Source organism: uncultured Faecalibacterium sp. (genome assembly GCF_900066275.1).
GTDB classification, from domain to species: domain Bacteria; phylum Bacillota; class Clostridia; order Oscillospirales; family Ruminococcaceae; genus Faecalibacterium; species Faecalibacterium taiwanense.
Map to the genome: position 1 here is coordinate 1 of NZ_FMFG01000034.1, position 12,393 is coordinate 12,393.

The 12,393-nt window shown below is 59.5% G+C and carries 9 protein-coding genes; 6 read left to right on the plus strand and 3 right to left on the minus strand.

Annotation, left to right across the window (positions count from 1 at the left end; translation table 11 throughout):
• A partial coding sequence (locus tag QZL71_RS10340) for a sortase (protein WP_294648663.1) occupies window positions 1-616 on the minus strand: 616 nt, incomplete at its 3' end.
• An 80-nt stretch (window positions 617-696) separates the two neighbouring features.
• A complete protein-coding gene (locus QZL71_RS10345; RefSeq protein WP_294648665.1) occupies window positions 697-1,680 on the minus strand; it encodes a Na/Pi cotransporter family protein in 984 nt (327 codons plus the stop codon).
• A 202-nt stretch (window positions 1,681-1,882) separates the two neighbouring features.
• Between QZL71_RS10345 and QZL71_RS10350 the strand changes: the two genes are divergently transcribed.
• Genes QZL71_RS10350 through QZL71_RS10360 form a run of 3 tightly spaced genes read left to right on the plus strand, consistent with a single transcriptional unit; the run spans window position 1,883 to window position 6,505 of the window.
• On the plus strand, window positions 1,883-2,389 hold the full coding sequence (locus QZL71_RS10350) for a MarR family winged helix-turn-helix transcriptional regulator (RefSeq protein ID WP_194173936.1): 507 nt from the start codon (window positions 1,883-1,885) through the stop codon (window positions 2,387-2,389).
• Window positions 2,386-4,692 (plus strand): ABC transporter ATP-binding protein, encoded by a 2,307-nt coding sequence (locus QZL71_RS10355; RefSeq protein ID WP_294648667.1) that lies wholly within the window; start codon window positions 2,386-2,388, stop codon window positions 4,690-4,692. Before QZL71_RS10350 ends, QZL71_RS10355 begins: the two co-directional genes overlap by 4 nt.
• Before the next feature lies 1 nt (window position 4,693).
• The gene (locus QZL71_RS10360; protein WP_097781673.1) at window positions 4,694-6,505 is read left to right on the plus strand and encodes an ABC transporter ATP-binding protein; all 1,812 of its coding nucleotides are present in this window, start codon (window positions 4,694-4,696) and stop codon (window positions 6,503-6,505) included.
• Window positions 6,506-6,719: 214 nt separating this feature from the next.
• Here the strand turns inward: QZL71_RS10360 and QZL71_RS10365 are convergent, their stop codons facing one another.
• Window positions 6,720-7,643 carry a LysR family transcriptional regulator gene (locus tag QZL71_RS10365; protein ID WP_294648669.1) on the minus strand — a complete coding sequence of 308 codons (924 nt, stop codon included), beginning with the start codon at window positions 7,641-7,643 and terminating at the stop codon, window positions 6,720-6,722.
• Between the two features lie 173 nt (window positions 7,644-7,816).
• On the opposite strand from QZL71_RS10365, the gene QZL71_RS10370 reads away from it, so the two are divergent.
• The 3 genes from QZL71_RS10370 to QZL71_RS10380 all read left to right on the plus strand — a co-directional run.
• Window positions 7,817-9,847, plus strand: a complete 2,031-nt coding sequence (locus QZL71_RS10370) for an FAD-binding protein (protein WP_294648671.1) — start codon at window positions 7,817-7,819, stop codon at window positions 9,845-9,847.
• Between the two features lie 201 nt (window positions 9,848-10,048).
• Complete coding sequence (locus tag QZL71_RS10375; RefSeq protein ID WP_207699006.1) at window positions 10,049-10,969, plus strand: AAA family ATPase; 921 nt, start codon at window positions 10,049-10,051, stop codon at window positions 10,967-10,969.
• Window positions 10,969-12,393 (plus strand): hypothetical protein (locus tag QZL71_RS10380; protein ID WP_294648673.1); only part of this gene is annotated, 1,425 nt, incomplete at its 3' end. The genes QZL71_RS10375 and QZL71_RS10380, both read left to right, overlap by 1 nt.

The window sequence follows — 12,393 nt, forward strand, 5'->3', positions numbered from 1 at the left end:
GCACGCACCGCACAGCGCACCGGGCGCTGCCGCCGGTGGTGCAGGTAAAGAGGGTCAGATCCCATTCATCGGACTCCTCCGTCTTTTCGGTCATTTCCTCAATTTGCGTGGGCTGCAGGTTTTCCACATAGGAGACCTCGTAGGTCCAGCGCATACCGTCCATATCCGTAAAATAGACCTGCGCGCCCTCGGTCAACCACTTGATGGGGCTGAAATGCTTTGCATAGTTGTGGGCGCAGATCACCATGTTATCCGCATAGGTGGAACCGGAGTAACGGCCCGGTGCGATTTTCAGGCCCGCATAGCTCCACTGGCTCATCACCGGCAGTTCCAGCCCGATGGACGGAATGGACAGATAGCCGATGTAATCCCAGCCGTTCAGTTCGGTCACGGTCATTTCCTGCGTGGGGTCCAGCTCCGGCTGCAGCGCCACGGTATCCGATTTTGCCTTTTCCTCAATGGCAGCGTTCAGAGTCTGCTCCAGCTCGCCCAGCACCTCCTGCGAGGCCTTGTCTGCACGGGATGCATCCCACTTGTTATAGGCCAGCAGAGCTGCTGCCGCAAGGATCAGCAGCGCGCCCAGCACCATACACACTCTTCCGATTTTCTGTCGCATAGCAATGTTTCCTTTTTGTTCCGCGGTAGGTTTCATCCCTTTCAGTATATGCGCAATTGGTATGTTTGTCCAGTAAAAACTTACCGCACTGCCCGGTCCGGCACAAGGCGGCACACAAACCGCACCATCAGCGGGGTCAGCGGCAGCCACACCAGCGTGCACACCACATTGAACAAGGTGTGCGCATTCGCGATCTGCCGGGCGATCACGGCAAGCTCCGGCCCTTTGGGCGAAAGTGCAGCCGTCAGCCGCACATACAACGGCAGACCGGCGCAGAACACCGCCGCGCCTGTCAGATTGAACACTACATGGGCCGCAGCCACCCGCTTTGCGTCCCGGCTTGCGCTCAAGGATGCCAGCACTGCCGTGATGGTGGTGCCGATGTTATCGCCCAGCAGCACCGGCAGCGCACCCGCAAGACCCAACAGACTGCTGCCGTCCAGCCCGGGGCGGGCTGCAAAGTTCTGCAGCAGGGCAATGGTAGCCGAGCTGCTCTGCACTGTCAGGGTCATGCCAAGCCCCGCCAGCAGCCCCAGCCATGGGTGCTGCCGCACCCGACCCAGCCAGTGCACGAACACCGGGCTTTGCGCCAGCGGTTCCATGGCAGTGCCCATATCGGCAATGCCCTCGAACAGCAGGCCAAAGGCGAACACCGCCCGGCCAATAGCCCGGCCCTTCTGCCCTGCACAGGCAAAGCAGATCAGCAGCCCGGCCAGCAGCACAAGGCCGCGCACATCTTCCAGCCGGAAGGCCAGCAGCTGTGCGGTAATGGTGGTTCCGATGTTGCAGCCAAAGATCACCGGGACCGCCTGCCGCAGGGTCAGCAGACCCGCACTTACAAAGCCCAGCACCATCACCGTGACTGCCGAGCTGCTTTGCAGTACCGCCGTGACCGCAGCCCCCGCCAGCACGCCCCGCACCGGGCTGCCGGTCACAGCGGCCAGCAGGCTTTTCAGGCGGCTGCCTGCCGCTGTTTCCAGACTGTGGCTGAGCGCATCCATGCCGTATAAAAACAGTGCCAAGCCGCCAAAAAGTGTAAAAATTCTTGTCAGGTTCTGTTCCACTGCCGCCGCCCCTCCCGCAGAAACGTTTCTTATTCTATTTATGCAGCTGCCGGGCGGTTCAGGCTTTCTGCCGCCCTCCCCTTTTTGTGAACTTTTTTAAAATTATCCTAAACTGCCCTTGCATTCTGGGTGCCGGAGGAATATTATTGTCAGGCGTTAATAGTTAACAGCTGTTAAGCATTTTGCAATGAGGAGGGATAGAATGTTGAACGAGACCGAAGCCGCCGCGAGCTTTCACGGTCTGTGCCATTTTTTTGGACGGCTGAGCAAGGCGTCCCGGGCCGGCATGAAGGCGGCTCTGCGGGGCTGTCCCAAGTGCCACTTTCCCATGCTGGAGGGTCTGGCTCACACGATCAGTACCCATGGGCAGAACGGAGCGGTGTATGTTTCCGATTTTGCCCGGGAGGCACACCAGCCGCTGCCGGCCATCAGCCGCAGCCTGCGCCAGCTGGAACAGGACGGCCTTGTTCTGCGCGAAGCGGACCCGGCTGACCGGCGCAAAACGCTGGTGCGCATCACGCCGGAGGGCTACGCCGCCTGTGCCCGGTGTGAGGATGCCCTCAGCGATTATTTTGCCTGCGTGATGGCCCGGCTGACACCGGAGCAGGTGCAGCAGATGAATACTTTGCGCGGCGCACTGATGGATGCCATCCTTGCGGAAAACGCTTCCCGTGAAGCAAAAAACAACGAAGGGAGAACCGAACTATGACGAAAATTTTCAAGCAGCTGGCCCGGCACTGGGCCGTCTGTCTTGTGGTGTTCGCGCTGCTGTTCGTGCAGGCGTACTGCGATCTTTCGCTGCCGGACTACACCAGCAGGATCGTGGACACCGGCATCCAGCAGGGCGGCATTGAAAGCCCCCTGCCGGAAACGATACGCCAGAGCACGCTGGATGCCCTCACGCTTTTGATGAGCGAAGAGGACGCCGATGCGCTCCAGAACGCCTACGGGTATTATCTTCAGGACGACGGCGTGCTGAAGCTGCGCACCGACCTGACCGATGACGAGCGCACCGCGCTGGAGGATGCCGTCACCACGCCGGACATCGTGCTGTATATGGCCGCCGCGCAGGCAGCGAACGCCCCCGCCGGGCAGGACACCATGGGCATGACCGGTCTTGCTGACATGCAGGCGGCATCCTCTGAGAGCACCACCACGGATAGCGAGACCGTCACCCCCACTGCCGAAGATCTGGACACCGTATGCGCCCAGTTTGCCGCTATGAGCCAGATGCCCGGCTTCACCCGCGAAGCTGTCCAGCAGCAGCTGGCCGGTGCTTTTGCCAGTCTGGATGATACCCTGATAGAGAACCTCAAAAGCCAGTCCATGCTGCTGGTGCAGCTGGAATACGAGGCGCAGGGCATTGCCCACGATGTGCAGATGCGCTACCTTTACCGCGTAGGCGGCCAGATGCTGGGCCTGACTTTGCTGATGGTGGCTGTGTCCATTGCGGTGGGCTTCCTCGCCTCTCGTGTGTCCGCCGCCATTGGCCGCGACCTGCGCCGTGAGACCTTTGCCAGCGTCATCGGGTTCTCCAATGCAGAGATCGAGAATTTTTCCACCGCATCTCTCATCACCCGCACCACCAACGACATCCAGCAGGTGCAGTTCGTCTGCGTCATGCTGCTGCGCATGGTGGCCTATGCGCCCATTCTGGGCATTGGCGGCGTGCTGCATGTGCTGAACAGCAGCACCGGCCTTTCCTGGATCATCGTGCTGGATGTGGCCGTTCTGCTGTTGCTCATCCTCTTCCTGATGAGTGTGGCCATGCCCAAGTTCAAGATCATGCAGAAGCTGGTGGACCGGTTGAACCTCGTCAGCCGCGAGATTCTGACCGGCATCATGCCGGTGCGTGCCTTCAGCCGTGAAAAGTTTGAGGAGGAGCGCTTCGACAAGGCCAACAAAGACCTGATGAGCACCCAGCTGTTCACCAACCATGCCATGGTTGCCATGATGCCCTTTATGACCCTCATCATGAACGGCACCAGCCTGCTGATTGTCTGGTTCGGCGGCAAGGCCATGGACAACGGCACCATGCAGGTGGGCGAGATGATTGCATTCATCACCTACACCATGCAGATCGTCATGTCCTTCCTGATGCTGGCCATGGTGGCCGTCATGCTGCCCCGCGCCGGTGTGGCTGCGGAGCGCATCGACGAGGTGATCCGCACCAGGGCCACCATCAACGACCCGGACGAAGCTGCTGCAAAGCCCGCGCAGGAGCACGAAAACTGGCAGGGTGAGGTAGAGTTCCACGATGTGAGCTTCCGCTTCCCGGGTGCGGACAGCGATGCGCTGGAGCACATCAGCTTTACCGCAAAGCCCGGCGAGACCACCGCCATCATCGGCTCTACCGGCTGCGGCAAATCCACCCTGCTCAACCTCATCCCCCGCTTTTATGATGTCACCGGCGGCAGCGTGACCGTGGATGGCATCGATGTGCGCAATATGCCGCAGGCACAGCTGCACGACCTGCTGGGCTATGTGCCCCAGAAGGGCGTGCTGTTCAGCGGCACCATCGACTCGAACCTGAAGTTCGGCGGGGAGCACATCACCGATGCCGATGTAAAAAAGGCTGCTGCCATTGCGCAGGCCACCGAGTTCATCGACGCAAAGCCCGAGGGCTACCAAAGCCCCATTGCACAGGGCGGCTCCAATGTGTCCGGCGGCCAGAAGCAGCGCCTTTCCATTGCACGCGCCATTGCCAAGGACCCCAAAATTTATCTGTTCGACGACAGCTTTTCTGCCCTCGACTTTAAGACCGATGTTGCCCTGCGCCGTGCACTGAAAGCCCAGACCGATAACGCTACCGTTATCATTGTGGCACAGCGCATCTCCACTGTGCTGCACGCAAACCAGATCCTGGTGCTGGACGAAGGCCGCCTGGTGGGCAAGGGCACCCATGCCCAGCTGATGGCTTCCTGCCCGGAGTATCAGGAGATCGCCCGCAGCCAGCTGAGCCAGAAGGAGCTGGACCTCAAATCTCTGAATACCGAAAAGGAGGGTGAGTGATATGCCAAGACCCGGACGCATGACGACCGAACGCGCCAAGGACTTCAAGGGCACCCTGCTGCAGCTTGTGCGCAACCTTGGCCGCTACCGCCTTTCGCTCGTTACCGCCATTGTATTTGCCATTCTTTCTACCATCTTCAATATTGCAGGCCCTAAGGTGCTGGCAAAGGCCACCACGGCTCTTGCCACCGGCTGGATCGCCAAGCTGCGCGGCACCGGCAGCATCGACTTTGTGTATATCGGCCGCATCCTGCTGTTTTTGCTGGGCATGTACCTGCTGAGCAGCGCCTTCAGCTTTATTCAGGGCTGGCTCATGACCGGCCTTTCCCAGAAAGTCTGCTACGACTTCCGCAAGCAGATCAGCGAAAAGATCAACCGCCTGCCCCTTGCCTACTTTGAAAAGCGCACCGTGGGCGAGGTGCTGTCCCGCATCACCAACGATGTGGACACGCTGGGCCAGAGCCTGAACCAGAGCATCACCCAGCTCATCACCAGTGTGACCACCATGATCGGCGTGCTGGTCATGATGCTGTCCATCAGCCCGAAGATGACCCTGATCGCCCTGCTGATCCTGCCGGTCTCGCTGGTGCTGGTGCTCATCGTGGTCAAGTTCAGCCAGAAATACTTCAAGGCCCAGCAGGCCATTCTGGGCGTTGTGAACGGTCAGGTGGAAGAAGTCTACTCCGGCCACAACGTGGTCAAAGCCTTCAACCGCGAGGCCGTGGTGCTGAACGACTTCAACGCCGCCAACGATAAGCTGTACGAATCCGCATGGAAGAGCCAGTTTCTCTCCGGCCTGATGATGCCCATTATGAACTTTGTGGGCAATCTGGGCTACGTGGCAGTGGCCATCGTGGGCAGCATTTTTGCGGCAAACGGCACCATTACCATCGGTGACATTCAGGCCTTCATCCAGTACGTCAAGAACTTCACCCAGCCCATCCAGCAGCTTTCTCAGGTGTCCAACATGCTGCAGAGCATGGCCGCTGCCGCTGAGCGGGTGTTCGAGTTTCTGAACGAGCCGGAAGAGGATCAGCAGGCAGACCCGGCCCGCCGCGCCGACCCCGGCTGCATCAACGGTCAGGTGACATTCAGTCATGTTCGCTTCGGCTACACCCCGGACAAGACCGTCATCCACGATTTCAGCTGCGAGGTCAAGCCCGGCCAGAAGGTGGCTATCGTCGGCCCCACCGGCGCAGGCAAGACCACCATGGTCAAGCTGCTCATGCGCTTCTATGATGTTGATTCCGGTTCCATCACCCTGAATGGCCACGATGTGCGTGACTTTGACCGCAGCGCTCTGCGCGAGGGCTTCGGCATGGTGCTGCAGGACACATGGCTGTTCAAGGGCACCATCATGGAGAACATCCGCTATGGCCGTCTGGATGCTACCGACGAAGAAGTGATCGCCGCCGCCAAGGCTGCCAACGCTGACCACTTTATCCGCACCCTGCCCGGCGGCTACCAGATGGAGCTGAACGAGGATGCTTCCAACGTAAGTCAGGGCCAGAAGCAGCTGCTCACCATCGCCCGCACCATTCTGGCAGATAACCGCATCCTGATTTTGGACGAGGCCACCAGCAGCGTGGATACCCGTACCGAGCAGCGCATCCAAACCGCTATGGACCGCCTGATGGAGGGCCGCACCAGCTTTGTGATTGCACACCGTCTTTCCACCATCCGGGATGCCGACCTCATCCTTGTGATGCGAGATGGCGACATTGTGGAGCAGGGCACCCACGACCAGCTGATCGAAGCAGGCGGCTTCTACGCCGATCTGTACAACAGCCAGTTCGAGGACGTGGTGGAGTAAAGCAGCCGCCATCGCAGTATAAGCACAAAAATAGCACCTGCCGCCTTCCTTTCCGAAGGCAGCAGGTGCTATTTGTTTACCCTCTCAGTCATCGCTACGCGATGCCAGCTCCCCCCGAGAGGGGGAGCTTTTCAGCAGTTACCGGTCAGCTGCAATAGAGCTCTCCCTTCGGGAGAGCTGGCGCGAATGCGCCTGAGAGGGTTTTCTTTTTTCTTTATTCCTCCACCGCTTCCAGCTTCAGGCCGAACAGCTTTTCCGAGAGGGACGGCAGCAGCTGCTGCAAAGCGCGGACATAGGCCATCACCACCGGGTCCTCGCGCTTTTGTCCCAGCACGACGCCAAACCGGTGTCCCCTGCCCCAGTCCAGCACCCGCGCAAAGCTGAGATCCGGTCTGCGGTAATAGACTGCAGGAACCATCTTGAGCGCAGGATCCCCATAGGATGCGCTGCGGATGCCGCCCACCGGCGTAAAGTTCACTCCGCGCTCCAGCCCCTCCTGCAGCAGGCTGGTCTCGTAGACGGTCTGGTACATCTCTTTGACGGGCAGCCAGCGGTATTGCAGCGCCTGCTCCAGACTCAGCCTGCCCACCGGCATATCGGCGGGCGGGTGGATGGGAATGCACAGCTCCGGCGCATAAAGCAGCGGGATGAAAGTGAACCCCTGCGCGTAAAATTCCGCACTTTCCAACTGGAAAGAAAGGTCCGCGTCCCCTTTTTTCAGACTGCGCCAGACCTCGCTGCGACTGGCGCACTGCATCATAATAGACGTGTATTGCAGACACAGCTCGTTCGTCAGAGAAAACAGGTCGTACCCGAACATCCGCATCGCCTCATGGCTCCATGCAATGACCAGATGCCGTTCCGGCGGATTTTCCTGCTGCTGTACCGCACGGGCATGGCGCACTGCCTCCTGATATAAGGCCGTCAACTGCTTTGCCTTGGGGTAAAAGTCCCGGCCTGCCGGGGTCAGGATCACCCGGCGCGGTACATGCTGGAACAGTTCAAACTGCAGTTGCCCTTCCAGCGTGCGGATCTGCTGCGAAAGCGCCGACTGCGAAAGATACAGTGCCTCTGCTGCTGCCGAAAAACTGTCCATCTCTACGATCTTCACAAATCCTTCCAGTGCACTCTGGTTCATCTGCGCATCCTCGCTTTCTTACATTAGGATTTCCTAAATTATAATATAACATAATTGAATTGTAAAGTGCGTCACTCTACGCTACAATTGTTAAAGATTCAGCAAAGTGGTTTTTACCTTGCTGCACGATTGAGAAGAAAAACAAGAAGAGAAAAGAGAAAGAGAGCGTACCTATGAACAAGATTTCCCGCAAGGGCTTTCTGAAGATCGCTGCTGCCGCCGCCATGAGCGGTGTCACTGCCGGCGCACTGGCTGCCTGCAATTCCGCCTCCGGCTCCACTGCCTCCGGTGCTGCCGGTCAGTACATCCCCGGCACCTACGAGGGCACCGCCGAGGGCATCTCCTCCACCGTCAAGGTCACCATGACCTTCTCTGACAGCGCTGTCACCGACGTGGTGGTGGACACCTCCGGCGAGACCGCTTCTTTCGGCGCTGCCGCTGCCGATGAGCTGCGTGAGCAGCTGATGGCTGCCGGTTCTGCCGAGATCGACGGCGTTTCCGGCTCTACCATCACCTCCGATGCCGTGATGAAGGCTGCCAAGAGCTGCTACGCACAGGCAAAGGGTGAGGCCGTGGTGTCCAGCGTGCAGCTGCCCACAGGCGACGCAAACGACTGGCTGGGCAAAGAGCCTGATATCGACGAGACTGCCATCACTGAGACCGTGGACACCGACATCCTCATTGTGGGTGCAGGCAACGGCGGTATGTTTGCTGCCGCCTATGCAGCTGCGAACGGCCTGAATTTCCGCGTTATTGAGCAGAACGCCAACGTACAGGACACCCGCCACTGGTACGGCGCTATCGACTCCGCTGCCGCCAAGGAGGCCGGTGAAAAGCCCGCCGACCGCGCCAAGCTGCTGAGCGAGATCTCCCGCTACGCCTCCGGTAAGTGTGACCAGCGCGTCGTCAAGACCTGGATCAATGAGTCTGCCGCTATGCACGACTTCATGCGCAGCATTCTGGAAGATAAGTACGGCTGGGTGTGCGATTTCACCTCCGGCAGCGAGGCTGCATGGCCCACAGAGAATGCTGAGCACAATACCGACTACCTCTTCCCTGTGCAGGAGCATAACTACATGGCCAGCGAAAGCGCATCTGGTCTGGCCCGCAACGAGCTGCTGCTGCAGTACATTCAGGAGCTGGGCTACGATGTGGACTTCAAGACCAGTCTGGCCAAGCTGGAAAAGAACAGCGAGGGCCGCATTACCGGCATCATCGCCCAGAGCACCGAAGATGACCACTTTATCCGCTACAACGCCAACAAGGGCGTGCTGCTGGCCTGCGGCGGTTTCCCCGGCAACCCCTACATGATGGAGCAGCTGGACCCGCTGGGCACCAGCGTAACCACCGCCTGCTCCTACTCCCCCGCCGACAAGGGCTACGGCATCCGCGCTGCTGTATGGGCCGGTGCCAATCTGGACAAGGAAGCCGCTCCCATGCTGTTTGACCGCGGCGTTGTTGCCCCCGGCGTAGATGGCGGCTATGTGGATAGCGACACTGCCTTTGGCGGCAAGGCCTTCCCCGGCAAGATCCGCCAGTACAACCCCGGTACCCAGCCCTTCCTGAAGGTGAACCGCAACGGCGAGCGCTTTGCCAACGAGAGCTGCCCCTACAACGATATCGTCTACGCTGCCGCCCACCAGCCGGGCCGCGTCTACGCACAGATCTGCGATGCCAACATTCTGGAGGACGCAAAACGTTTCCACACCATCGGCTGCTCTGCCCAGACCCGCAACGGCGGCGAGAAGTACATTCAGGGTAAGATGGACGAGGCTATTGAGGCCGGTGCATTGTTCAAGTGCGATACGCTGGACGAGCTGGCCGACAAGATGGGCTTTACTGGTGCTGCCAAGGACACCTTCCTTGCTACCGTGGAGCGCTACAATGAGCTGTACGACAAGCAGAACGATGAGGATTTCGGCAAGCCCGCTTACCGCCTGAGTGCCATCCGCACTGCGCCCTTCTATGGCTGCTGGCTGGGTGCCTCTCTGCTGACCACCGAGCAGGGCATTGCCATCAACGAAAAGGGTCAGGCGCTGGACAACAACAACCAGCCCATGGAGGGCCTGTATATCACCGGTGATATGTCCGGCAGCTTCTTTGCCAACAACTACCCCTGCCTGATGGCTGGTGTGGCCATGGGCCGCACCCTGACCTTCGCCATGAAGGCCGTCAAGCAGATGGCTGGCCTGGATAACGCCTGATCCAGCGCGGTTTTCCGGCACAACTTAAGCGTTTTTCCATTTCTTCTTTCTTCATGAAGAGAGGCGGTCCCTGTTTGGGGCCGCCTCTCTTTGCTATTTTTTCGCCACGTGCCCCCTACACAAATCCCCACGATTGTGCTATGATAAAGCTGAACAGCCGGTTTGTGCCAGACAACCGGCAAAATCGAGGTGTTTGTACAAATGTCTGATCTCCTTGAAACTCTGCAGCAGGAAGGGGTAGACCCCGCCCTGCTGGAAGCAGTCCAACAGTACCGCGCTGCCCATGCCCTGCCGGACGCACTGCGCCCGCGCATCCCTTCCCCTGCCTTTACCTACTACGGCAAACAGGTGTGGGAGCAGGCGCTGGCGGCGCTGCTCTGCGGCGAAAACCTGCTGCTGGCAGGCGGAAAAGCCACCGGCAAAAACGTGCTGGCCGAAAACCTTGCCGCCGCCTTTGGCCGTCCCGCATGGGACATCTCCTTCCATGTGAACATGGATGCAGCATCCCTCATTGGCATGGACACTTTTGCGGACGGTCAGGTAGTGTTCCGGCCCGGCCCGGTATACCGTTGCGCCCAGTGCGGCGGCTTTGGTGTGCTGGATGAGATCAACATGGCCAAAAACGAAGCGCTGGCCGTACTGCATGCGGTGCTGGACTTCCGCCGCGCCATCGATGTACCCGGCTACGACCGCATCCCGCTGGCGGAGGAGACCCGCTTTATCGCCACCATGAACTACGGTTATGCCGGCACTCGTGAGCTGAACGAGGCCCTCACCTCCCGTTTCGTGGTCATCCAGATGCCCACCATTACGCAGGACGATCTGGAAAAGCTGCTGCGGACGCAGTTCCCCGATCTTGCTTCCAAGTATGTGCGCCAGTTTGCACTGCTGTTCCTTGACCTGCAGAAAAAGTGCGACAGTGCGGAAATTTCCACCAAGGCGCTGGATCTGCGCGGTATGCTGGATGCCCTGCGGCTGATCCGGCGCGGCATCCCGGCAGGCGCGGCACTGGATATGGGCATCACCAACAAGGCCTTTGACTCCTATGAGCAGGGCCTGATCCGTGATGTGATCGCAGCGCGCATTCCGGCCAAGCTGGATGCCGCCAAGCTCTTTGGCTGATGGACGCCCAGAGCTACACCGCGCAGGAGCGGCGTGCGGCCAATCAGGTCTGGGCTGCTGCAGGAGCCTATGGCTTTGAGCCGCTGTTTCTGGCCCGCTATACCGACGGCACCACCGATTTTTACATGAACACGGTCGTGGGCCTCATCCACAAATATTACGGTGATGCGCTGATCCGCAGCATCTTTGATGCATGGGACGGTGATCTGCGGCAGACCATGCTGGACGACATGACATGGCTGTATCTGGAAAACGCCGCCTACCGGCTGGAGCTGCCCCGCCGCCCGGTGCTGGAAGCACTGCGCCATGCCCATGCAGATTATTTCTTTGCGATTCAATACAAGCTCTCCCGTCAGGAGTGGATGGCAAAAAATCAGCTGGTCTACACCATGCAGGCTGCACGCTGGCGGCGTGTGCTGGGCCGTTCCGACCCGGTGATGACCCCTTATGAGTCCGGCCTTGCTGCGGCTCTTTCCCCGGAAAAAGCGCCGGCAGCGGAACAGCTGAAAGCCGAAATTTTATCGATCTACGCAAAATTCAACCTGTTCGACGGCACTGTGCACCAGAGAGCAGCTTTGCATCTGCATCTGGACGGCCTGCTGGCAAAACTTGCCACCAAAGCCATGCCCACCCAGATGATCAAGACCGACCGCGTGACCGTGGAGCACTCAAGCTCCGTGGATACCGTAGGCGGCGGACTGGCGGTGGACAAGCGCCGGGCCCACATCACCCTGAAGCAGAATGCCGCGCAGGACAGAGCCTACATCGAAAGCTGCTTCGGCCGCTCTCTCTACCCACCGGAACGGCTGCGCAAGGCTGAGCAGGAGCTTTGCGTGGGCGACCATCTGGGGTGCCATTTGTGGTTCAGTGCCGGTGTGCCCAGTCCGGAGCAGGCTCCCACACCGGAAGCAAAGCATCTGGCTGAGCAGGCTGAACTTCAGGCTGACCGCAACCGCGCTTATTACGCCAAAAATCGGGAACTGCACCGCAGTGTGGTGCTGCGGCTCACCGAGCAGATCCGCAACTGCATCCTTGTGCACCAGCAGCCCAACGCCCGTGTTGCCCGCAGTGGCAACCTGAACGCTGGGCGCATCTGGCGCGCACCACTTTTAAACGATGACCGGGTGTTTTTGTGTGCCGAGGAAGAGAACCAGCCCTCTTTTACGGTAGACCTTTTATTGGACGCATCCGCTTCCCGCCTGCACTGTCAGGAAGTGATCGCGGCTCAAGGATCCATTTTGGCCCAGAGCCTTGCGGCCTGCGGGATCCCGGTGCGGGTGTCCAGCTTCAGCAGCCTGCGGGGCTACACCGTACTGCGTGTGCTCAAAGGCTTTGCAGACAAAAACCTGCAAAACATCAACCGATATTTTGCTTCCGGCTGGAACCGTGACGGCCTTGCCCTGCGGGCAGCAGGCGACCTTTTG